Source organism: Veillonella sp. KGMB01456 (assembly GCF_023051165.1).
Lineage (GTDB): Bacteria > Bacillota > Negativicutes > Veillonellales > Veillonellaceae > Veillonella_A.
The window spans coordinates 43,575-68,289 of sequence record NZ_JALKIG010000002.1; the positions used below are offsets into that span (position 1 = coordinate 43,575).

Genomic DNA, 24,715 nt, shown 5'->3' on the forward strand with positions numbered 1-24,715 from the left:
TTTTAAAAATTTGGAGCCAAATTGAAGTCTGAAACGTTTATATGTATGAGGAGTAATATGGGTGAGCAAATATCATGGCAGAAAATTGTAGCGCCAGGTAAAAAGGTATTATATTTTTTTACTTATACGGAATGGGGTGCCATACTATGGCTGGCGCCGGCTTGGGGAATCGTGTTTGCCTACGGACAACGCTATGAATTCACTAACCCGATGATTGTTTTTCTCTGTAGTATTTGGTATTTCATTTGGCTGATTTGGCAGCGAGGAGGTAAAAATAAGAAGCAAAGCTATATCTATGCCGGTCCCACTATAAGTGCTACGGACATGGTGCGCCAAGGTATTACATCTTCTTATGTACAAGCTATTATCGTTGGATTGTTATTGGTTTTAGCGAGTATGGGATACTATCATACAAAAAGCGAGATTGACGAGTATTATGAGGTTAACCCTTACTATATGGGGGCTGAAGGAATATATACAGTTCGTGTTCTGAATTTGCCGGAATCAGTTATCCTGCAAGATAAAGAATTTCTGCGCTTTGAAGGCGATTTAGTTACTATGATACCAAAAAAAGAAGCCACCGAGTCAAAGCCGTTAAAAGCGGACGGTCAACTTATGGTATATGTGGCGCCTACCGAAGCTATGAAGGCAAAGCCTATCTTGCCCGGTCAATATGTGATGGTAAAAGGCAGGACGAGTAAACTGTTACAGGCTCCCGAAGAAGGTCGCATCGATTTGCGCCCCCGTTATCTGGCAGCCCATCGCGTAGGCAATCTATATGAAGGGACTTTTGAGGGCTTTGATACAGCGGTTAGACCAAACTGGTATGAGCGTATTAACGATAGAATCGATTATCTATTGGGGGTGACCCGTTGGCAACTGATGAATCAGATAGCTGCTAATTTACCCGGTGAAATGGCTGCCGTAGGACAGAGTTTATTGCTTGGCGGTGGCTATGGAGCTATAGATGCGTCTGTTATGGATTCGTTTGCCAAAACGGGGTTAATCCACATCTTATCTGTATCCGGCTCTCACGTAGCCCTATTATTCGGGTTTGTGTTTGTTGTTGCTCATATTATGGGGGTACCCAAGAAAAAAGCGACTTACGGTGCCATCGTCTTTGTTATATTATATTGTGCTATTGTGGGGTTCAATCCGCCCGTGGTGCGTTCCGCTGTCATGGGTATTATTATGGGAATTGCTCTAATTCGAGGCGAGGTGTATCATAGTCGGCAGGCTCTGAATATAAGTGCGGCTCTTATGTTGGCGTATGAACCGCTTTTGTTCTTGGATATCAGTTTTCAACTCTCCTTAGGTGCCACCTATGGCATATTACTCTTCAGCCGCACTTTGTATCAGCGTTTGCCGAAAGGCTGGCCCTATATTATGGGCCCCATCAGTTTATGCCTTAGTGCGCAAATTTTAATTTGGCCGTTGCAACTTTATTATTTTCATCTTATGGGGTACGGATCCTTTTTGGCAGCCGTTATTGTCGGTCCTTTATTGGATTTAGCCATATTGGCTACTGCTGTGCTGTTGCTTTTGCACTGGTTAATTCCAGTAGGCAGTTTATGGTATTTGCTGGGGCTCCTTTTGCGGTTATCCCTCTTTTTAAACTTTACGATTGCTTCATTGCCGGGAGCGGTTATGTGGTTAGGGGCATTGCCGGTGTGGCTTGGCACTATATATGTTATATGTTGTCGTCATTTATATGCTATTATGCATGAATGGAGGGTTCGCTCGCTTTTTTATGAAAACATCACAATGAGTCTGTTATTTATTGTGCTTCTCTTACCCTTAATTCATTTGTCGAGTGAACAAGTTTTTATTCATACGATTCCGGTTAATAGAGGAGCTGCTTTTTTAGTCATTAAAGAGGAACCGTTAAAAACTGCTAAAGCTTTTTTATATATGACTACAGGCGGTAAAGGCGTATCGAATATGACGCGAAGCTCCATAGTCAACAGCGTTCATTATTATGGTATCGAACGCCTCAATGGTGTTATAATGCAAGAGGTAAATGAAGGTAATGAAAAAAGTATCATAACCCTACTGCATAGCTTGGAATTTCCTGTGAGCGCAATACATAAAAGCGATATGAATCAAGATACTTATATAGGGCGTAATAGTGCAGATTTCGACAAGCTTGTTAGGGAGTATCCAAATCAGATTTTGGTGGAAGGACCAAGGGGAGGATTCCTATTCGGTAATGGACAAATTAGCGAAAACAATCTAAAATTAATAGAGACGAAACAATATATTGTAGGAACTACTAACAGCGCTACAGCATCAAGGGGCGATGACGGTCCGTCAGGTCCGGTTGCCATTGTATATTGGCCGAGCTCCGGCAATTACGCTGATGTAGATCCGGCGGATTCAACCAGATATATTACGGGCACACGTGTTGTCCCGGATTTTTTATTGTAGGAGGGGCTATGGCAATTTTGCTGCTTTATGGTGATGAGTCACAGCTCATTGATGAAAAGAAACGCGAATTTTTAACTAAATACAAGGATTTGGCGGTGCAGTCTTTAAATGATGAAGTCGGACCGGGGCGAATTTGTGAAAAGTTAAGCGAAGATTCGCTATTTGGTGAACCAACTTTATATTGTTTAATCAATCCGCCTATTTTTGTAAAGCCCAATAAAAAGGTTAGTGATGAGTGGCAACAATTGTATAATTTATTGATTACTTATGAAGGTGCCAATCCGGTGTTAATTCTATATCATGATACGATAGATAAGCGGACTAAGCATAATAGTGAGTTTTTGAAAAAAATTACGAATGTGGCCTGCATGCGTCTAAAAAAAGAGGAAATAGTCCAATGGTTGCAGTCCTATTGTAAGCAAAATGGTTTTACCATAACAATGGACGGACTGGAATATATGAAGCATTTATTGGAATTGTGGCAAGATGTGCCGGTCAGCTTTTTGCGAACCGAATTTGACCGTTATTTTCTCTTATTGCCGCCGAAAGGCAAAATAACGCAGGATTTTTTAATTCATAATGGTAGTGATTATGGAGCAAAAAATATCTTTTTATTCAAAGAGGCATTACTGCAAAAAGATGCAGCTACTTTATTGGCTTTGTTTCCTTTTATGCTTCAGAACAAAGAATCGGAACGAGCCATGTCATATATTGAAGGCCAATTGCGTTTGCAGTTGATGGTTAGCGAATGTAAAGGTACGGGATTATCGGAACGGGAGGTACAGGATTTATTTAAAAAATACGAGTCCGCTACGAAACCGTATCCCATTACTTTGGCGTACCGGCAAAGGAACGTGTCAGTACGAGCCTTGGCTAAATTGTTGCGTGGTCTCTATGAAGTTATGCGCAACAGTCGTCGTGGTGAGGGCGACTTATCTTATTTTAAAGATTTATGTTTAGCCTATTGCAAGTCCTAGAGTTTACCCATAGAAAGTTACCGGGTTTTACTCATTACAAGTTATAGGCAGCGGGGTGTTGTTGAATGAAGAAAAAAGTCGGCATTGTAGCCGGTGTGGTGTTAGGTTTAATTTCATTAAGTACGGGCGCCTTTTTATATCCTACAGGCAATGTCATTCAAGGCATGTATTTAGGTGAACGTGATGTGTCACAAGCTAATAAAGAAGAGTTGGCAGATATTATTGAAGCGGAAGCGGCCAAGGGACCAACGCATATGAAGGTCAAATGGCAGGATGGTAAGGAAACCACGGTAGCTTTAAAAGATATCGGTGTAAAACCGAATGTAGATAAAACCATTGAAAGCCTTATGACTTACGGGTATGAGCCTTCTATGGAAGAATATATTACGAATCGTTGGCATGCATTGATGGCACCGGTATCTAAAGCTATCGTATATGATGTTAATGTCCCGGCGTTAGAAGCCTTATTGCAGACTTATAGTAAAGAAATCGGGTATACCGGCCATGATGCCTATTTGACGGTTGAAAACGGACAAGTCGTATTGCATCCGGAAGTACCGGGTAAGCGTCTCGATATTGCTAAGACAGTGGCTAGCTTACAGGAAAAGCTTGCTAAAGGCGAAGTATCAGGTTTTGAGCTAGTCATCGATAATCAGGCTAAGCCAAAGATCACGGCTGAAACATTAAAAGGGATTAATACCGTATTGGGAACGTATTCCACTACTTTTAACTCCGGTGATGTAAGCCGTACCCATAATATTCAAATTGCTACCGATAAAATTAATAATGTGGTGATTATGCCGCACCAAAACTTTTCATTTAATGATATTGTTGGTGAACGTACGGCTGAAGCGGGATACGATGATGCACCGGTATTTATGGACGGTAAATTAGTGCCCGGTATTGGCGGTGGCATTTGCCAAGTTAGTTCCACGCTTTTCAATAGTGCTTTATTGGCGGGGATGGATATTGTAGAACGGACGCCGCATTTTGCACCGGTAGGCTATATGGCGGCCGGTCGTGATGCTACAGTGGCGTACGGTTATTTAGATTTTATTTTCAAAAATCCGTACGACCATCCAATCTATGTGCTGGCTCATACATCCGGTGATACTTTAACTATTAGTATCTTAGGCTTTGCGGCGGATGAACCGCAAGCAGTATCTATTACAGTGGGCAATGAGCAGACAATTCCGAATAAAGTGGAAACTCGTATCGATCCGTCGGTGACCAAGGAAACAACGACCGAAGGTCATGCAGGCCTTAGTGTGGATACGACGGTACACATTACGTATAAAGACGGCCGAACCAAAACTGACTCCTTTAACTCCACCTATGATCCGGTAACGACTTATGTTGTAAAACCGGCTAAAGAAACCGCTAAAGACGGTAAGGACGGGGCTAAAGAATCTGATAAAAAAGAAACACCTACCAATAACGATAAAACTGAATCCGCTAAGTCGGAGTAATACAATGAGTTTTAAAAATTTGAAGGAAGGATAGACATGAAAGTACGATATCATATTGTGCCGAAACGGCGAAAGCAAACGGCTCTTATGATTGAAATTAAGGATAAAACCGTAAAAATTAAAAATGTGCTGTCCCAACCGGATGCATTTAAAGAGTTACAGAATAAACTGGAAGAATGGTATCAGATAAAGCAGATTCCCGTAAGGCAACTGGCTTCCGATGATGCTGATACTTTATTCTATGGCTATGCTACGGCACCGATTCATGATCATACGCCGGAAGAGTACTATATGGATGATCCCGGAGAGATTGAAATCCCTGAGGATGCGTTGGATCAAAAGTATTGGGATGAAATTTTTCACGCCTCTGAGCATGAAAGTCCTGATGAATTTAACCATCAGGAAGAAGATATGCCACCGGGCTTTGATGAATACGATTTTCCCTTTGCATTAAGAGAGGATGCGCCTATCAGCATGTATGATGAACCGGTAGAGTGTAACTATGTGCCGGCTAAGACTACGCCGGTAGATGCACAGGCAGGCGGTGGTTTTCAGTATAGCGGAAAACGAAGACGCAGCTTTAAACGTGATGTGACCGATCCGGGCATGATTTTGGGGCCGGCTATTCACGGCGAACCGGTTAGCATTTCTTCTGTTAATGAAGAAGTAAACGGCGTCGTTTTTGAAGGCATCTTTGTGTCACTTGAAATGATTGAAACGAAAACCGGTAAAGGTCTCATTAAGGGGCATATCGTAGATGCCACAAACAGTATCCGTTTTGCCAAGTTTACGGATACCGCCGAAGAGGGCGAGGAGCTCCTTAAAACGATGAATGGACTCAAAGCCGTTCGCGTACAAGGCGATGTTCATTATGATGATAAATTCGAACGTGATTATACGCTGGTATTGCGTAGCATTCAACAGTTGGAAAGTGGCGCTAAACGTACGGAAAATCGTGAAGATTCTCGCGTAGAACTGCATCTTCATACTAAAATGAGTGACCGCGATGCCTTGGTTAATGTGAAAGAGTTATTACAAACGGTAAAAGCTTGGGGTCACCCGGCGGTAGCCATTACCGACCATGGTGTCATTCAGGCTTTCCCGGAAGCACAGGAAGTGGCCGGCAAATTAGGCGTTAAAGTGATTTACGGCGTGGAAGGGTATTTGATTGAAGATGAAGAAAATGATACCCGCGCGCATATTATTTTATTGGCCAAAAATCGGGTAGGGCTTCGTAATTTATACAAAATGATTTCTATTTCCCATTTACAGTACTACAAACGCCGTCCGCGTTTACCGCGTGCCGTTATTGAAGACCATCGCGAAGGTATCATTATCGGTTCCGCTTGTGAAGCGGGTGAGCTGATTCGTGCCATCATTAAAGGTGAGTCGCAGGAACGATTATTGGAAATTGCCTCTTTCTATGACTATCTGGAAATCCAGCCATTGGAAAATAATCAATTTTTAATGTATGACCGTAAAACCGGTGAAAAAATTCATGATGAGCAGTATCTGATTGACATTAATAAAAAGGTTGTAGAACTTGGCGAATTATTGAATAAACCGGTAGTGGCAACCTGTGATGTGCATCATCTGAATGATGATGAAAAAATATATCGCCAGATTATGTTGACTGTATCCGGTTTTAAAGATATTGAACGGACGCCGTCGCTATATTTGCGTACTACCGATGAAATGTTGGAAGAATTTAAATACTTGGGCGAAGAGAAAGCCTATGAAGTGGTAGTTACCAACTCGCGCATGATTAATGACAGCATTGAATCTTTGCAACCGGTACCGCAGCGCAAAACGTATTCACCTAAGATTGAAGGGGCCGATAATGCATTGAAGGAAATGTGTTATAAAAAGGCCAAAGAAATTTATGGGGATCCTTTGCCGGATGTAGTAGCGGAGCGCCTCGATTATGAGTTGACCCGTATTATCGGCAACGGTTACGGCGTGTTGTATTATATTGCGCATAAACTGGTGCGTAAGTCCTTGGATGACGGTTATTTGGTAGGCTCCCGTGGTTCCGTAGGTTCCTCGTTTGTAGCCACCATGGCAGATATTACGGAAGTAAATCCGTTACCACCACATTATATTTGCCCGAAATGTAAACATAGCGAATTCTTTACCAAGGGTGAATATGCCGGTGGCTTTGACTTGCCACGCAAGAATTGTCCGGAATGCGGTACACCGCTTCACACCAACGGCCATGATATTCCGTTTGCTATATTCATGGGCTTTAATGGCGATAAGGTACCTGATATTGACCTTAACTTCTCCGGTGATTATCAGCCACGCGCTCATAAATACACGGAAGAATTGTTCGGTCGTGATAATGTATTCCGCGCCGGCACAATCGGTACGATTGCTGAAAAAACAGCAATTGGTTATGTTAAAAAATATGCGGAAGCAAATGATATTCAAGCGCGTCAAGGCTTTTTGGAATCCTTGGCCAAAGGCGTTACGGGTGTAAAAAATACAACCGGTCAGCATCCGGGGGGCATCATGGTTTGTCCGCGCGATATGGATGTGCATGAGTTCACACCGGTGCAATATCCGGCCAATAAAAAAGACAGTGGCATCATTACGACTCACTTCGATTATCACTCCTTTGAAGGTTGTATGACGAAGCTTGATATACTGGGCCATGATGATCCGACAATTATTCGTATGTTGGAAGATATTACCGGTATCGACGTTCAAACGATTCCGTTTGACGATCCGGAAACACTCAGCTTGTTCTCGTCCACTAAAGCTATCGGTTTAACACCGGAGCAGCTGATGGGTGATAAAGTTGCATCCTTGGCCGTACCGGAATGTGGTACCGGCTTTGTACGGCGTATGTTGGAAGATTCCAAGCCGAAATGTTTCTCCGACATAGTACGTATTTCCGGTTTTTCTCATGGTACGAATGTATGGCTTGACAATGCGCAAACTTTAATTAAAAATGGTACTTGCCAATTGAATGAAGCCATTTCTACCCGTGATGACATCATGAACTTCTTGATGCATCGCGGTATTAAGCCAATTACTTGCTTTAAAGTCATGGAAAACGTGCGTAAGGGCAAGAAGATTGATAAGTTGAATAAATTGGGGCAAAAAGAAACGGATTACGAAGAACAGATGCGTGCCGGTGGTATTCCGGAATGGTTCATTGAGTCTTGTAATAAAATTTCCTATTTATTCCCCCGTGCCCATGCGGTGGCTTATGTAATGATGGCGTTTCGCATTGCCTGGTTTAAAATTAATTATCCGTTGGCATTCTATGCCGCTTATTTCTCGATTCGTGCCAAAGCGTATGACATGAAAATAATGGCAAGTTCACTCAGTGAACAGCGTGCCGAGTTTGATCGTTTGAAAGCACTGGACCGCAAGGCAAGCAATAAAGACAAAGACATGATGAGTGCCTTGGAAGTTTCCATGGAAATGAAGCAGCGCGGTTTTGATTTCTTAGTGGCTGATCTTAATTACTCAGAAGCCCGTCGTTTTACTATTCATAACGGTGCTTTATTGCCGCCGTTCTTGGCTGTGGACAGCTTGGGTGAAAAAGTAGCGGATATGATTGTGGCGGAACGGAAAGAAAAACCGTTTACATCAGTTAAAGACTTACAACGTCGTTGCAAGGTTTCCGGCAGCATCATCGCAACTATGCGAGATTTAGGTTGTTTTAAAGATTTACCGGAAGATGAACAAATGAGTTTATTCGGCTAAATATTAGTAGTAAAATAAATGTTAGCAGTAAAAGGAGGTTTTTATGACCTTAAAAGTGAAAGATCCGGTATGGATTGGTGTTGATGTAGGCACGACCGGTGTGCGTGCTACGGCGTATACGGCTACGGGTAAGGCAGTAGCTACGACTGAAGCATTTTACAGCTTGGAAACGCCACAGTATGACTGGGCGGAACAAAATCCGCAGCAGATTTATGATGCTGTAGAAGAAGTAGTGAAGGGGACCGTAGCTGAATTACAGTACAAATTGGTTACTATTTCCGGTTTGGCCTTAAGTTCCGTTATGCACAGCTTTATCCCGCAAGATGATAAGTTCCAACTCTTAGGCAATATGATGACCTGGGCTGATAGCCGCAGTGCCGCTATTGTTCGTCGTTTAGAAAAAGACCCTAAAGTTAAAGATTTTTACTTCAATACAGGCTGTCCGTTGCATGCTACCTATCCACTGGCTAAAATCCTATGGGTGAAAGAAAATCAGCCGTCCATTTTTGAACGCATGACTCATATCGGCTCTATTAAAGATTTCATTTTCCGTAATTTAACCGGTGAATGGGTGACTGATAAATCGGTTGCCAGCAGCAGTGGTCTCTACAATGCGCACAAAGAATGTTGGGACGAAGAAATTTTAAACTTTGTCGGTATTACCGAAAAATGTTTGCCGGAAGTTGTTTCTACGACTCATAGTAGTGCCTTGTTGCCTGATGTAGCGAGCCGTTTAGGTTTGCCGGCCGGTTTACCGGTTGTTATCGGTGCAACCGATGGTGTATTGGTAAATGTTGGTATTGGTGCTGTTTCAGCCGGTCAGCTCAGCTGCACGATTGGTACGAGCGGTGCGATTCGCATGCTTACGGAAAAACCGCGCATGGATAAACAACAACGTACATGGTGTTACAACTTAACCGATGACATGTGGGTAGCCGGCGGTGCCATTAACAATGGCGGTATCATCATGCGTTGGATGCGTGACCGTATTCTTCATTTGCATGGCCCGCAAATGGAACAACTCGATGTGGATCCATACGATTTGATGACCATGAAAGCTCGTCACGTACCGGCCGGCTCCGGCGGATTACTCTTGATGCCGTTCTTTACCGGTGAACGAGCACCATATTGGAACTCCGATTTACGCGGTGCTTTTATCGGCTTATCCTTAAATCACAGCCGTTCTTATATGATTCGCGCTACCATGGAAGGTATTTGTTACAGCCTTCTTTGCGTATTGCAAGCTCTGCGTGATTTTGAAGAAGTGAAAGACATTCGCGTCAGCGGCAGCTTTACTAAATCCGAATTATGGCTTCAGATTATGGCTGATATTTTTAATGAAAACATTACCTTGCCGACAAACAGTGAAGGGGCATCCTTTGGCGCAGCCGTATTAGGTTTTATTTCTGACGGTACGTTGAAAGACATTAAAGATACAGCTACACTAGTTACGGCTCAAGAAGTATACACACCAAAAGAAGTTAATCGCGAAGTATATGATGACTTGTTCAAGATTTATGAGTCTTTATATGTAAATATGAAAGATGATTTGGCTCGTTTGGTGAACTTCCAACAGAACCATCCGTTCAATCGTTTATAATATATTTTTTTCTTTTTGAACTATTGTGTCGGTTCATATGAAAGGAGGCGCTTCTATGCCACTGGTTATATTGGCATTAGGCATCGTGCTATTGTTCTTCCTTATTGTAAAAGTGAAGTTGAATAGCTTTTTATCCCTTATTTTAGTGTGTATTTTGTTGGCGTTTGGTGAAGGGTTGCCGATTGATAAAATCTTCCCTACCATTCAAAAAGGCTTGGGTTCAACCTTAGGCGGCTTAACAATCGTAGTCGGCTTCGGTGCCATTCTCGGTAAACTCATGGCTGACAGCGGCGGGGCACAGCGTATTGCTACCACATTGATTAATATGTTTGGTCGTAAAAATGTAAAATGGGCAGTTTGTTTAACCGGTTTTATTGTTGGTATCGCTTTATTTTACGAAATCGGCTTCGTACTTTTAATTCCGTTGGTATTTACCATTGCGGTAGCAGCTGACATTCCACTTCTCGAAGTAGGTATTCCGATGGCTGCCGCTTTATCCGTTACTCACGGCTTCTTGCCACCACATCCGGGTCCAACCGCGATTTCCGTTATTTTTAACGCCGATATCGGCAAAACCTTGATTTACGGTTTAATCATCGGTATTCCAACCGTTATTATTTCCGGTCCGTTACTGTACAACACCGTAAAAGACATTAAAACGGAAATTCCTGAAGGCCTTCACAATGATAAAAACTTCTCTGATGAAGAAATGCCTTCCTTCATGAGCAGTATTTTAACCGCTTTAACACCGGTTATCTTGATGGCTATCAGCGCCGTAGGTAAAATGATGGGTATTCCTAAAGATGCGCCAATCATGCATATCTTCAACTTCATCGGTGACCCAAGTGTTGCGTTGACTATTTCCGTTGCTGTAGCCTTCTACACATTCGGTTATGCTCGTGGCAAAACTACGAAAGAAATCATGGAAACTTCTGAAAAAGCAATTCTTACCGTTGCTATGATTCTCTTCATCGTAGGTGCGGGCGGGGCGTTGAAACAAGTGCTCATCGACAGCGGTGTAGGCGACTACATCGGTCACTTGGTAATGGGTGCTAACTTGTCCCCATTATTGTTGGCCTGGATCATCGCTTCCGTTATTCGTATTGCTGTAGGTTCCGCTACCGTAGCAGCTCTTACAGCAGGTGGTATCGTAGCGCCGCTCATTCCGCTTACCGGCGTGAGCCCTGAACTTATGGTACTGGCCGTAGGTGCGGGCAGCGTTATCTTCAGCCCACCGAATGACCCTGGCTTCTGGCTCTTCAAAGAATTCTTCGGTCTTACTGTTAAACAAACCGTACGTACTTGGTGTGCCGTAGAAACAGCCATTGCCGTATGCGGTCTCATCGGTGTAGAAATCTTGAATTTGTTTGTTTAATAAAAACTATATAAGTTTCAATCAAAAGGTTGCTTCCTCAGGGAGCAACCTTTTTTGTTGAAATCTTGTGAAAATTAATAAATTGTTACTTTTATTTATATTCAATTTATGTAATACATTATATTATTTTTATTCACAAAATGTTTAATATAACCGTATAATGTAGAATGCTTTTAATGACAAAAACCTATCTTAATAATAGATTTATCAAATAAAAATATAACCACTTGATTTACAATTTGAATTAATTTATAATATGAAAATATTGTAATTAATTTCATTTTTGTAAGGTTGATTAGGTGGTATTAATGAAGAAGAAACAAAGAGATATGCTGACTTTGCTTGTTTTGGGGCGTTTGCTGTATGTGGCGCAAATGAAGTTGGAGCGTCAGCTATAGATTATGTAGCTGTTAACTCCAGTGATACAGTTCCGGTTGCAAACGGTACTAATAGTGTAGCGGTAGGACCTAATTCTACGGCTGAAGCTGTGAATAGTATTACTGTAGGAAACGGCGCCGGCGTCGCTAATGTGGCCGCTCATGGTGTAGCTATTGGCAGGAATGCTAAAGTATTGCAATCGGATAATTATAGCGATACTATGTCGAATTCGGATAAAAGAAAAACAAATGGCCAAACATCCATCGCTATAGGTGTTAATGCTGAAACGAAATGGAGTGGTGCTACGGCCGTAGGTGCGGGAGTCAAGGTAAATGGTCTAAATGCGTCAGCTTTCGGCAACGGAGCAAACGCCATTGGCGAAAACAGTATTGCACTCGGTGGTGCCTCTATGAGTGAGACGTATACGTATTTTGATACGACTTACAATATGAATAATGCTATTGCAGTGGGTAAAGAAGCTCATGTGGGAGCCGGGCGCGGTATTGCTGTCGGATTAAAAACTAAAGCTGAAGGTATAGCTTCGACGGCCCTTGGGACACAGGCTGAAGCTTTAGGTGAAAGTGATACGGCTATTGGGAACCAAGCCCATGCCAACGGTTGGGGCGCTTCGGCATTCGGTACCATTGCTAAAGCGGATGGTATGAATGCAACCGCTATCGGTAATGATGCAAGAACTCAAAATACCTATGCCGTAGCGTTAGGCACTCATTCTATTGCAACTGCAGAAGGAAGTACATCGCTGGGCCCTAACTCTCAGGCAGATGGTAGATTTTCAACTTCCGTAGGTTATAATGTGCAAACGGCCGGACTTCACGGAATATCAATCGGTACCAATACGGTGCGCAACGCCAATGCGAATAACGATGCCAATGCGGGTGGCGATTATGCTATTTCCATGGGATCCGATACCCATGCACGCAATACCGACTCTATTGCCATCGGTCGCCAAGCTGATTCTACCAGTGCCGGCGGTATAGCTATAGGCGCAGATTCTTTCGTGGAAACTCAAGATGGCGTAGCTTTAGGCAGTCAGTCCATAGCTAATCGTTATAGTTTAAAAGATGTATCGGTAGTATCTGATGCCTCCGCGGCGGATGAACAAGTGTATGGGGCTGATAAAGCTAAAGATGCCGACAAAACTGCTATTGCTAACACAGTTAAAGGCAATGCAGGGGCGGTTTCGGTAGGTAATGATGATATGAAACGTCAAATCGTTAATGTGGCGGCCGGTTCGGAAGATAGCGATGCCGTTAATGTGGCACAGCTTCGTTCGGTTAAAAATTCAATTGAAACTACCGTGAAAGAATATACGAATGGTTTTACAACTGTTATAAACAATCATACCAGTCAGATAAATGAATTAAATAATCGAGTAGATAACATTGAGGGCAAAGTTAATACCATAGAACGGGATGTTACCCAAATGAAAGGAGAAATGCACAAAGTCGGTGCTATGTCGGCGGCCTTAGCCGGTTTAAGAAACCTCGCTTTTGATCCAAGCAGTAAATTAAACTTCTCTGTGGCCGGCGGCTTTTACCGAGAAGCTTCGGCAATGGCATTAGGTGCGTCCTATCAACCGAATGAAGACGTACTCTTTGCTGTAGGAACAAGCGTGGGCAATAATGACAACATGTATAACGTGTCCGCAACCTTCAAAGTGGGACCAAGTGAAAAACGTCGTGCTTATATTAACGATGAACGCATGGCGCCAATCAGCACCGTTTATGTACTCAACGATAAAATGACCCTGTTGGAAAAAGAAAACCAAATTGCTAATCAGAAAATAGACCAACTAGCTCAAGAAAACGTAGAACTCCTTCAAAAACTTGAACTGTTAATGACAAAACTCTCCGTTTAACTCTTTTGATAACTACACAAGTGCCGTATAAGTGTTAAGCCAATTCAGCGTTGCAAAAGAAACAACACGTACTAAGCATATCCTCCCAAAATCCTTGCTTAAGTACAACCAACCTTGCACACTGAATACAACAACTAAACCTATACGGCACTACTTTTTTTGCTTCGCAAACCCAGCAGCAAAAACACTATGAGCCCACCCCCACCAAATTGAATACTTTTATAACACACGAACCTTTGCTAACAGGCAAGCCGTTTGTGGGCAGAGTATTTTAGTTGTAACCGATGTGTGGGATGGTTGAAGCTGTATGATAGGGAAGACGATAGCCATGTCATTCGAAGCGATTTTTTTGCTTGCAAAACCTGGAGCAAGACCGCACCTAGAGTCCACCTCCCACCAATTGAATACTTTTATAGCACACGAACCTTTGCTAACAGGCAAGCCGTTTAAGAGTAAGTTCTTTGACGGACAGTGAGGCTCTAAACGGAATAGCTGCTATGAAAGGAAAGGCACTAGCCATGTCATTCGCAGCGATTTTTTTGCTTTGCAAAACCTGAGCAAGAATGACATGGCTAATGCCTCTATTATTTCCGTTTAGAGCCTCACAAGTGCCAAAAAGAAATTCTTCTAAACCGCTTGCCAGAGCAACAGTTCGTGTGATATACTCATAAAGTATGAAATTACGCACGCACGTCTGATCCGACATCTGTGTCAGGGCTTTTCCTGATTTTTACTCGGATATGAAGCGGCGGAGGTTTATTAACAGGAGGTGCCAACATGGCAGTAGTATCAATGAAACAATTATTGGAGGCCGGCGTACACTTCGGTCACCAGACAAGAAGATGGAACCCTAAGATGGCTAAGTTCATCTTCACTGAACGTAATGGTATTTATATCATCGACCTTCAGAAAACAGTTAAAAAAGTAGAAGAAGCTTATGACTTCCTTCGTGAAGTTGCTCAGAACGGTGAAGTAGTTCTTTTCGTAGGCACGAAAAAACAAGCTCAGGAATCCGTTAAAGAAGAAGCTATCCGCGCTAACATGTTCTATGTAAACGAACGTTGGTTAGGTGGTATGCTTACTAACTTCAAAACTATCGAAACTCGTGTAAAACGTTTAAAACAGCTTGAAACAATGGCTGAAGACGGCACATTCGAACTTCTTCCTAAGAAAGAAGTAATCGGCTTGCGTCATGAAATGGAAAAATTGGAAAAATACCTCGGCGGTATCAAAGATATGCCTAAAATGCCGGGCGCATTATTCGTAATTGACCCTAAAAAAGAACGCATTGCCATTGCAGAAGCTAAAAAATTGGGTATCCCTGTGGTAGCTACAGTTGACACTAACTGTGACCCAGACGAAATCGATTTCCCAATCCCTGCAAACGATGACGCTATTCGTGCCGTTAAATTATTAACCGGCAAAATGGCTGACGCTGTATTGGAAGGCCGTCAGGGCGAATCCTTGGATGACCAGGGTGAACACCAGGAAGCTGCCGATCAAGCTTTAGCACAAATGGTTTCTGACTCCGTTGACATGGTTCAGGACGGTCAGGGCTAATAAGAGCTTTTAAAAGCACAGCTTTACAAACTTAAAATGTATCATACGTTGAATAAATTTCGGCTCAAAAATATTTGATGAATACACTTTTGACGATAATGCGAAATTGTGAAATCAGCGCTATTGCTTTTTCACAGAGCGGGCTGTCATTTGAAGTATAAAATATTATATAATCGGCAAAAATTTATTTGATAAAAAATGTAGAACGATATAAAATTAAGGTAAGGCTTTATGACCTTACCTTAATTATTGTATAGGAGGTATATATTAAATGGCGATTACTGCTGCATTAGTAAAAGAATTGCGCGAAATTACAGGCGCAGGCATGATGGATTGCAAAAAAGTATTAACCGAAGCTAATGGCGATATTCAGAAAGCAATTGACTTACTTCGTGAAAAAGGCTTAGCCGCTGCTGCTAAAAAAGCCGGTCGTATTGCTGCTGAAGGCGTAGTTTCTTCTTATATCCATGGTGGCGGACGTATTGGTGTTCTTGTTGAAGTTAACTGCGAAACAGACTTCGTAGCTAAAACCGAAGACTTCCAAGCTCTCGTTAAAGACATTGCTATGCAGATTGCAGCAGCAAACCCTGCGTACTTGAACCGTGAAGAAGTTCCTGCCGAAGTTATTGAACACGAAAAAGCTGTTCTTTTAGAACAAGCTAAAGCAGAAGCTGAAGAAGATGTAAAAGCAGGTCGCAAACCAAAACCTCAAGCCGTTCTTGAAAAAATGGTTAACGGTCGCGTTGAAAAATTCTATAAAGAAAACTGCCTTATGGAACAGGTTTTCATTAAAGATGGTGACAAAACTATTACTGATGTTATTACTGAAAAAATTGCTAAAATCGGTGAAAACATTAACGTACGTCGTTTCGTTCGCTACGCTTTAGGCGAAGGAATTGAAAAGCGCCAGGACGACTTCGAAGCTGAAGTTCGTGCAGCCGCTGGTCAATAAGAGTTAAAGAGATAAGAGAACACCGTCACGTGTTCTCTTATTTTGTAATAGCAGAGGAGTAATAAAGCAATGAGTAATAGAAATTTTAAACGTATCGTCTTGAAGTTGAGTGGTGAAGCCTTAGCCGGTGATCAAGGCTTTGGTATTAACCCGTTAGTAGTAGAAGAAATTGCTAAAGAAATCGCTGAAATTGCCCGCACTACGGATTTGCAGATTGCTATCGTAGTAGGTGGCGGTAACATTTGGCGTGGCCTTGCCGGCAGTGCTAAAGGCATGGATCGTGCTTCTGCTGACTATATGGGCATGATCGCTACTGTTATGAACTCCTTAGCATTACAAGACGCCCTTGAAAATGCCGGAGCGGCTACTCGTGTTCAGACTGCCATTGCTATGCAGGAAGTGGCTGAACCATATATTCGCCGTCGTGCTATCCGTCATTTGGAAAAAGGTCGTATCGTTATTTTTGCCGCCGGAACGGGTAATCCGTATTTCTCCACCGACACTACAGCTGCTTTACGTGCTGCCGAAATCGAAGCCGATGCTATTTTAATGGCTAAGAAGTTTGCGGACGGTGTCTATGATTCGGATCCACGCACCAATCCGGATGCTAAGAAATTTGATGAGCTTACATACATGGACGTAATTAGTCGCGAACTTAAAGTTATGGACGCTACTTCTACGACCTTGTGTAAGGATAATAATATTCCAATCGTAGTGTTCAGCATGGATATTCCTGGCAATATCACACGCGCTGCGAAAGGGGAAGTTGTTGGTACTATTGTAAGAGGTGAAGAATAATGGAAATTCAAGAACTGTTAACCCGTGAAGAAGGCCGTATGGACAAAACCATCGAGGCTTTAAAACATGAGTTTGCTTCCATTCGTACCGGCCGTGCCAGTACAGCCTTATTGGACAAAGTTATGGTTGATTACTATGGCACACCATCGCCAATTAACCAGGTCGCTAATGTAACGGCTCCGGAACCGCGTTTAATTTTGGTTAAACCATGGGAAAAATCCATGATTGGACCAATCGAAAAAGCAGTTTTACAATCCGATTTAGGACTTAACCCAAGCAATGACGGTGAAACTATTCGCTTGGCGATTCCGCAACTTACGGAAGAACGTCGTAAAGAACTCGTTAAAGTAGTAAGCAAAAAAGCGGAAGAAGCTAAAGTTGCCGTTCGCAATATTCGTCGCGATGCCAATGACGCTCTTAAAAAAGAAGAAAAAGCAAAAACTATCACCGAAGATGATGCTAAACAAGGTCAAGAAAAAATCCAAAAATTAACGGATAAAAAAATTAAAGCTATCGATGATTTAAAAGACAAGAAAGAAAAGGACGTATTAGAAGTATAATGAATACGCCGAACTTAATTGTTGGATTACCTTGGCAGCTTGCACAGAAGATGTTGCAGGCTGCCAATATCCCTTTTTCAGTAACTATAGGTGAGAACTACAATAGATTTTTTACTGTTGCTGACAATGATTTTTATGTAGGCCGAGTGACCTATGTAGAGGAAACGGGCACATGGCAAGTTTTGCTATATCGCCCTATGATAGCAAGCGGTTTTGAAAACTGCACTGAGGTACAATATGCTAAAGAATTTACTTCGTAAAAAAGAAGGAACTGCGTCAACGTCAGGCGTTACTCTGGATCCTAACAATATACCTCACCATGTAGCTATTATTATGGATGGCAATGGTCGTTGGGCGAAACGCCGTGGTTTACCGCGTACGATGGGACATCGTGCAGGTGCTGATGTATTAAAGAAGATAGTGATTGCCGCTGATGAAATCGGCATTAAAGCATTAACTGTGTACGGTTTTTCCACTGAAAACTGGAAACGTCCGGCTACAGAAGTGTCTTTATTGATGAGTTTAATTCGTGAATATTTGCTTGGTAATGTACGCGATATGCATGAACATAATGTGCGTATTCGTTTTATCGGCTATATCGGTGGTTTATCCGAAGAATTGCAACAGATTATTGCTGATGCAGAACAATTAACTAAGAATAATACGGGTCTTACCTTACAGTTAGCTATTAACTATGGGGGACGCGATGAAATAGTACGAGCTGTTAAAGCTACGGTAGCTGAAGTGACTGCCGGCACTATGACAATTGAAGATATTAATGAAACATCTTTTGGTGAACATTTATTTACCAAAGAATTCAGTGATGTAGATTTATTGATTCGTCCAAGCAATGACTATCGAATCAGTAATTTCCTATTATGGCAATTGGCGTATGCCGAATTTTGGTTTACCGAAACTCATTGGCCTGATTTTACAGCTCAAACTTTATTAGATGCTGTGTATGCCTACCAGCAACGAGAACGGCGCTTCGGCGGTTTAAAGACGGAGGAATAATATGCTGAAAACTCGTGTGATTACGGCATTGATTGGCCTTGTAATAGCCATTATTGCTATTACGGCAGGCGGTTATATTTTTAATGGCATTATTCTTTTACTGGCCTTATTGGGTTGGCGAGAATATGTGCGCATACTTCGTAATATTAAGATAGTATTGCCGGAACGGTGGGGCTATTTATTTACACTCCTTATGATGGGAGCCATAACTTTTGGTTTATATAAATGGGCAATTATTGCGGGGGCAGCTTCAGTATTGGTAATAGGCTTATTGTATATTTTTGGGCCGGCCAGACTGGATTTATCCGTGATCAGTACGTCCTTGTTAGGGTTCTTTTACATAAATGGTGGCTTTGCTGCCTTCATGGCATTACGTGAAAACTCTCTCTATGATTTATTACCGATTGGCTTGGCTAATGCTCATATAGGTGAACTTGTTATTTGGTTATTGTTACTTACCACCTGGGCCAGTGATACTTTTGCTTATTTTGCGGGCGTTAAATGGGGTAAACGTAAGATTGTACCCAATATCAGCCCTAATAAATCATTGGAAGGGTATGTGGGCGGTTTTATCGGTTGTTTATTAACCGGTATTATTTATGCTGTAATCGTAGGTATTCCGTTCTCCTTAGGTCTTGGCGCCGGCCTTTTAACCGGTATTGCAGCACCTTTGGGCGATTTATTTGAGTCTAAGTTAAAACGCGCTTGTGGTGTTAAGGATTCCGGCGTTTTGTTGCCGGGCCATGGCGGTGTACTCGATCGTTTTGACAGCTTGTTATTTTCAGCGCCAATGGTATTGGTTTACCTTTTGTAATCGCGATATAATAAGTAGAGAACAGTATAACAGCGTTAAGTTAGTAAGACTTAAACAGTTAGTGATACTTAAGTCGTTGGTAATACTTAACCGGTTAGTCATATAAATATAGTAGTAGTACAAAGATAAGCAAAGGAGTTTCTATGAAAACACTGAGTATTCTTGGGAGTACCGGTTCTATCGGCACGCAAACTTTGGATGTGGTACGACAGCATCCCGATTTATTTTCGGTAAAAGGGCTGGTAGCATACCGCAATGTGGATATATTGGAAGCTCAAATTAAGGAATTTCAACCGGAAGTAGCAGGTCTGGTTGATGAAACGGCTTTTTTAGAATTAAAAAAACGCTATCAAGGTCCCACAAAGTTGGTAGGCGGTAAAGACGCATTAATTGTTGCCGCCACCTTGACGAGTGCTGAACTTGTGGTCACTGCCGTAGTCGGTGCAGCGGGCATCGAGCCGACTGTAGAGGCTATTAAAGCGAAGAAGACCATCGGACTGGCCAATAAAGAAACCTTGGTGGCCGGTGGGCCGCTTATTACGGCGTTATGCAAAGAATATGGTGTTCAATTATTACCGATTGACAGTGAACACAGTGCGATTTTCCAATGCTTGGAAGGCCAGACTCGTGAAAATGTAGATTCTTTGCTCATAACGGCATCGGGTGGACCATTACGTACATGGCCGTCTGAAAAAATTGCAACAGCCACAGCAGCCGATTGTTTGCGTCATCCGACGTGGAATATGGGCAATAAAATTACCATCGATTCGGCCACTTTATTCAATAAAGGGCTTGAAGTGATAGAAGCTCATTGGTTGTTCGGCTTTGATTTTGATCATATTAAAGTGACTGTTCATCCGCAAAGTATAGTTCATTCCATGATCATGATGAAAGACGGTGCTATTTTGGCGCAGTTAGGTAATCCTGATATGCGTGAACCGATTCAGTATGCTTTGACGTATCCCGAACGTAAACCTCTCAAGATGGATACACTTACTTTTGCCGATGCGTTGACATTGGAATTCTTCCCGCCTCGTTATGATGACTTTCCGGCGCTTAACCTCGCCTATGAAGTCGGTCGTGCAGGTGGTTTTAAACCGGCTGTGTTTAATGCAGCCAATGAAATTGCGGTGTATGCGTTCCTTGACGGTAAGTTGAAGTTTGCCGATATTTATAAAACGGTGTTGGCTGTTTTAGAAAAAATGGAAACAGAACCGGACTTTACGTTGGAACATTTACGTGAAATTGATTTATGGGCTCGTGAAACAGCCAAAGCTTTGATTAAATAGGAGAGATTATGTTAACTATTGTTGCCACAATCTTCGTATTTGGCATTATTGTGTTTATTCATGAATTTGGTCATTTTATTACGGCCAAAGCAAGCGGCATGCGAGTTGATGAATTCGCTATCGGTTTTGGTCCGGCTATTGCTAAAAAACGCAAGGGCGAAACATTGTATTCTATCCGAGCCATTCCTCTCGGCGGTTATAATAAAATCGCCGGTATGGATCCGGAAGAGCCGCTCGATGACCGTTCGTTTTTAAATAAACCGGTATGGAAACGTTTTGTCGTTATTGCTGCCGGTGCAGTATTTAACTTCTTATTGGCATTAGTTTTATTTTTTATAGTTTATGTGGCCAATGGCATTCAGACACCTTCTATGGAACCGGTAGTAGGGAACATGATGAATGGCTCACCGGCTATCAATGCTCAGATGGAGCTTAATGACCGTATCGTATCGATTAACGGAAAGCCTGTAAATGAATGGACGGATATTTCAAAAACACTACAGGGAACGGCTAATACGATTGTGCCGATTGTAGTAAACCGTAATGGTGTCAATCAAGAATTGACGGCTATTCCGGAAGCGGTTGGTGATGACGGGCGTGCCGTCATTGGTATTAATCCGGTTATGCACTCCCAGCCGTTAAGTCTTGGTGAGTCTGCTATACAGGCTGTTCATACAACCGGTTTTGTTTTAGTTAGTATGGTGGATGGCATTTGGTCCATGATTACAGGTCATGCCAATGCGGAACTTGCCGGACCTATCGGGGTAGCCCAAATGGCCGGTCAAGTGGCTGAAAGCGGTTTTTGGAACTTGCTTCAATTCACCGCCTTGTTAAGTTTGAATTTAGGCGTCATCAACTTATTGCCGATTCCGGCATTGGATGGTGGTCACCTAATTGTTTTAATCATTGAAGGAATTACGAGACGACGTTTGCCGGCGAAAGCATTGTATTATATACAAATGACGGGGGTTTTCATTTTATTGGCTCTCTTTGTATATGCTACGACTCATGACATTAGCCGTCTGTAATATAGGAGTTACCTATGATTAACAGAAAAGAAACAACTCGAATTAAAGTGGGTAATGTACCAATCGGTCATTTTGCACCGGTTAGTGTTCAATCCATGATAACTACGAATCCGGTAGAAACGGAGAAGGCCATTGCCGAAATTAATCTCCTCGCTGAAGCGGGCTGTGATTTAGTACGCCTCGCTGTGCCTGATATGGCAGCCGCTAAGGCTATCAAAGCTGTTAAAGCGGGTGCTCAAATCCCATTGATTGCGGATATCCATTTTGACTATACCTTGGCGCTTGAAGCTATCGACAGCGGTGTTGACGGCTTGCGTATCAATCCGGGGAATATCGGCGGCATCGACAATGTGGTGGCCGTTATTAAAAAAGCTAAACCAAAACAGATTCCTATTCGTATCGGCGTTAATGCCGGTTCGTTGCCGGCTCACATTTTGGAAGCCTATGGTGGTCATCCTTGTGCGGATGGCATGGTAGAAGCGGCTTTGGAACATGTGCGCATTTTAGAGTCTTTGGATTACCGCGAAATGAAGTTATCCATTAAAGCGACTGATGTGCCGCTCATGATTGAAGCCTATCAGAAGCTATCTGCCAAAGTTCCGTACCCCCTCCATTTAGGCGTTACGGAAGCCGGTACAATTACGCAGGGAACGGTTAAATCTTCCATCGGTATCGGTGCTTTGTTAGCGCAAGGTATCGGTGATACCTTACGAGTTTCCTTGACAGGGGATCCGATTCATGAAGTGGAAGTGGGTAAAACAATTTTAAGCTCCTTGGGCCTTCGTACCTATGGGGCGACCATGATTTCCTGTCCGACTTGTGGACGTTGCCGCGTTGATTTATTCAGCATGGCAGAAACAGTGGAAGCACGCCTTAAGAGTATTAAAGAGCCGATTCGCGTAGCCGTTATGGGCTGTGTGGTAAATGGTCCCGGCGAAGCGCGTGAAGCTGATTTCGGGATTGCCGGCGGTGATGGCCGCGGTATTGTTTTCCGCAAGGGAGAGGTCATTAAAACCGTTGACGAAAGTGAATTAGTGGATGCTTTATTCCATGAAATAGAAATGTATTTAGAGTCAAAAGCAAAGGAGTCGTAATTCAATGTTAGCCAGTAAATTATATGCCCCTACATTACGGGAAACACCTGCCGATGCAGATGTAGTCAGTCAACAGTATATGTTGCGTGCCGGTATGATTCGCAAGATGGCCGGGGGGATTTATTCCTATTTACCGTTAGCTTGGAAAAGTATTCGTAAAATTGAAGCTATTATTCACGAAGAAATGGCCAATATCGGTGCTCAGGAAATTATGATGCCGATTATTCAACCTGCTGAAATTTGGCAGGAGTCGGGCCGTTGGAATGTATATGGTGCGGAAATGATTCGCTTTAACGACCGTCATGATCGCTCCTATTGCTTAGGACCAACTCACGAAGAAATGATTACGACCCTAGTAAAAGATGAAGTAAAATCCTATCGTCAGTTGCCTTTGACTCTATATCAAATTCAAAATAAATATCGTGATGAACGTCGTCCCCGTTACGGTTTAATGCGTAGCCGCGAATTCATCATGAAAGATGCGTACTCTTTCGACCTTGATGAAGCTGGTCTCGATAAATCCTATTGGGATATGTATCATGCTTATGAAAATGTATTCAGCCGTTGTGGTTTATATTTCAAACCGGTAGAAGCCGACTCCGGTGCTATTGGTGGCAGCAATAGTCATGAATTTATGGCGTTAGCCGATTCCGGCGAAGCTGATGTAATTCACTGTGAGAACTGTGATTATGCGGCTAATATTGAAATTGGTAAACCGGGTGTCATGAAACAGACGGAAGAACCTTTATTGGAACTTACGGAAGTAGCTACACCGGATGCTAAAACAATTGAAGCTGTAGCTGAGCAGTTATCATTGCCTTTGGATAAAACCATGAAAGCCGTTGTATTGTCCATTGATGGAGTGGTAGTATTAGCTATGGTTCGCGGTGACCATGAAGTGAATGAAATTGCCGTGCAACACGCTGTTGATGGCGGTATTGAGCCTGAAATGGCCAGCGAAGAAGAACTCTTGGCTGCCGGTTTAACCGGTGGCTTTATCAGTCCGGTAGGCTTAAAACAAACGGAAACATTCAAAATTGTTGTTGATGAATCCGTTATGGAAATGTTTAATGCTTGCGGCGGTGCCAATAAAAAGGATGCTCATTATATTAATATCAACCCAAAACGTGATTTTAATTTGGAAGATATCATTGTAGCGCCAATTCGCTTGATTACCACTGATGATGTATGTCCAAACTGTGGCGGTCACTTAGGTATCGCTAAGGGGATTGAAGTAGGTCAAGTATTCAAACTGGGCACTAAATACAGTGAATCCTTAAACGGTACTTATCTCGATCAGAATGGTCGCCCTAATCCATATATTATGGGGTCCTATGGTATTGGTGTTTCCCGCACTTTAGCCGCGGCAATTGAGCAATTCCATGATGAAAATGGTATTATTTGGCCACGCGCCATTGCTCCATTTGAAGTGGTAGTCGTACCAATTAATGCTAAAGATGATGCACTTATGGAAGCAAGTACTAAGATTTATGATGAACTTAAAGCGGCCGGTGTGGATGTATTGCTTGACGATCGTAAAGATCGTGCCGGTGTTAAGTTTAAAGATGCTGATTTAATTGGTTATCCTTTACGTATTACGGTAAGTAAAAATACCTTGGAATCAGGTGCTGTAGAATTAAAAACTCGTAAAACCGGTGAAGCTGTGGAAGTAGCTATTACTGATGTAAAAACAGCTGTAATCGATACGTTAAATACCTTATAATCTATGGCAGTCGATGGGATTCTATCGACTGCCTTTGCTGTCATTAATTCTGATTCGGTGT

19 protein-coding genes are annotated in these 24,715 nt (G+C 42.5%); 18 read left to right on the plus strand and 1 reads right to left on the minus strand.

The features are described 5' to 3' along the window. Window positions 1-57 precede the first annotated feature (57 nt). From MXE28_RS00825 to MXE28_RS00855, 7 genes are all read left to right on the plus strand, one after another. Window positions 58-2,427 carry a ComEC/Rec2 family competence protein gene (locus MXE28_RS00825; RefSeq protein ID WP_021841042.1) on the plus strand — a complete coding sequence of 790 codons (2,370 nt, stop codon included), beginning with the start codon at window positions 58-60 and terminating at the stop codon, window positions 2,425-2,427. An 8-nt stretch (window positions 2,428-2,435) separates the two neighbouring features. Continuing rightward, window positions 2,436-3,404, plus strand: a complete 969-nt coding sequence (holA, locus tag MXE28_RS00830; RefSeq protein WP_156705700.1) for a DNA polymerase III subunit delta — start codon at window positions 2,436-2,438, stop codon at window positions 3,402-3,404. Window positions 3,405-3,469: 65 nt separating this feature from the next. Next, a complete protein-coding gene (locus MXE28_RS00835) occupies window positions 3,470-4,873 on the plus strand; it encodes a VanW family protein (RefSeq protein ID WP_226974048.1) in 1,404 nt (467 codons plus the stop codon). Window positions 4,874-4,909: 36 nt separating this feature from the next. Then, complete coding sequence (locus tag MXE28_RS00840; RefSeq protein ID WP_226974049.1) at window positions 4,910-8,590, plus strand: PolC-type DNA polymerase III; 3,681 nt, start codon at window positions 4,910-4,912, stop codon at window positions 8,588-8,590. 43 nt (window positions 8,591-8,633) lie between these two features. Further along, the gene (locus tag MXE28_RS00845; protein WP_021841038.1) at window positions 8,634-10,190 is read left to right on the plus strand and encodes a gluconokinase; all 1,557 of its coding nucleotides are present in this window, start codon (window positions 8,634-8,636) and stop codon (window positions 10,188-10,190) included. 55 nt (window positions 10,191-10,245) lie between these two features. Beyond that, on the plus strand, window positions 10,246-11,565 hold the full coding sequence (locus tag MXE28_RS00850; protein ID WP_021841037.1) for a gluconate:H+ symporter: 1,320 nt from the start codon (window positions 10,246-10,248) through the stop codon (window positions 11,563-11,565). 394 nt (window positions 11,566-11,959) lie between these two features. Next, window positions 11,960-13,822 (plus strand): YadA-like family protein, encoded by a 1,863-nt coding sequence (locus MXE28_RS00855; RefSeq protein ID WP_348644748.1) that lies wholly within the window; start codon window positions 11,960-11,962, stop codon window positions 13,820-13,822. A gap of 430 nt (window positions 13,823-14,252) precedes the next feature. Here MXE28_RS00855 and MXE28_RS00860 read toward each other — a convergent pair whose 3' ends face one another. Next, window positions 14,253-14,528 (minus strand): hypothetical protein, encoded by a 276-nt coding sequence (locus MXE28_RS00860; RefSeq protein WP_021841034.1) that lies wholly within the window; start codon window positions 14,526-14,528, stop codon window positions 14,253-14,255. Window positions 14,529-14,599: 71 nt separating this feature from the next. Here MXE28_RS00860 and rpsB point away from each other — a divergent pair, with 71 nt between their 5' ends. From rpsB to MXE28_RS00915, 11 genes are all read left to right on the plus strand, one after another. Next, window positions 14,600-15,382 carry a 30S ribosomal protein S2 gene (rpsB, locus tag MXE28_RS00865; RefSeq protein ID WP_021841033.1) on the plus strand — a complete coding sequence of 261 codons (783 nt, stop codon included), beginning with the start codon at window positions 14,600-14,602 and terminating at the stop codon, window positions 15,380-15,382. 271 nt (window positions 15,383-15,653) lie between these two features. Continuing rightward, the gene (gene tsf / locus MXE28_RS00870) at window positions 15,654-16,334 is read left to right on the plus strand and encodes a translation elongation factor Ts (RefSeq protein ID WP_021841032.1); all 681 of its coding nucleotides are present in this window, start codon (window positions 15,654-15,656) and stop codon (window positions 16,332-16,334) included. Window positions 16,335-16,403: 69 nt separating this feature from the next. After that, complete coding sequence (gene pyrH / locus MXE28_RS00875) at window positions 16,404-17,132, plus strand: UMP kinase (protein WP_021841031.1); 729 nt, start codon at window positions 16,404-16,406, stop codon at window positions 17,130-17,132. Continuing rightward, a complete protein-coding gene (frr, locus tag MXE28_RS00880; RefSeq protein ID WP_021841030.1) occupies window positions 17,132-17,692 on the plus strand; it encodes a ribosome recycling factor in 561 nt (186 codons plus the stop codon). The genes pyrH and frr overlap by 1 nt, the downstream gene beginning before the upstream one ends. Beyond that, window positions 17,692-17,952 (plus strand): hypothetical protein, encoded by a 261-nt coding sequence (locus tag MXE28_RS00885; protein ID WP_021841029.1) that lies wholly within the window; start codon window positions 17,692-17,694, stop codon window positions 17,950-17,952. The genes frr and MXE28_RS00885 overlap by 1 nt, the downstream gene beginning before the upstream one ends. After that, window positions 17,930-18,706, plus strand: coding sequence for an isoprenyl transferase (locus tag MXE28_RS00890; protein ID WP_021841028.1), 777 nt, complete (start codon window positions 17,930-17,932; stop codon window positions 18,704-18,706). The genes MXE28_RS00885 and MXE28_RS00890 overlap by 23 nt, the downstream gene beginning before the upstream one ends. 1 nt (window position 18,707) lies before the next feature. After that, window positions 18,708-19,520: a phosphatidate cytidylyltransferase gene (locus tag MXE28_RS00895; RefSeq protein ID WP_021841027.1), complete on the plus strand. Its 813-nt coding sequence runs from the start codon at window positions 18,708-18,710 to the stop codon at window positions 19,518-19,520. A gap of 143 nt (window positions 19,521-19,663) precedes the next feature. Further along, window positions 19,664-20,809 carry a 1-deoxy-D-xylulose-5-phosphate reductoisomerase gene (locus MXE28_RS00900; RefSeq protein WP_021841026.1) on the plus strand — a complete coding sequence of 382 codons (1,146 nt, stop codon included), beginning with the start codon at window positions 19,664-19,666 and terminating at the stop codon, window positions 20,807-20,809. Between the two features lie 8 nt (window positions 20,810-20,817). Further along, a complete protein-coding gene (gene rseP / locus MXE28_RS00905) occupies window positions 20,818-21,837 on the plus strand; it encodes an RIP metalloprotease RseP (RefSeq protein WP_127058669.1) in 1,020 nt (339 codons plus the stop codon). 14 nt (window positions 21,838-21,851) lie between these two features. After that, window positions 21,852-22,931: a flavodoxin-dependent (E)-4-hydroxy-3-methylbut-2-enyl-diphosphate synthase gene (gene ispG / locus MXE28_RS00910; RefSeq protein ID WP_021841023.1), complete on the plus strand. Its 1,080-nt coding sequence runs from the start codon at window positions 21,852-21,854 to the stop codon at window positions 22,929-22,931. 4 nt (window positions 22,932-22,935) lie between these two features. Continuing rightward, the gene (locus tag MXE28_RS00915) at window positions 22,936-24,654 is read left to right on the plus strand and encodes a proline--tRNA ligase (RefSeq protein WP_021841022.1); all 1,719 of its coding nucleotides are present in this window, start codon (window positions 22,936-22,938) and stop codon (window positions 24,652-24,654) included. Window positions 24,655-24,715 lie beyond the last annotated feature (61 nt).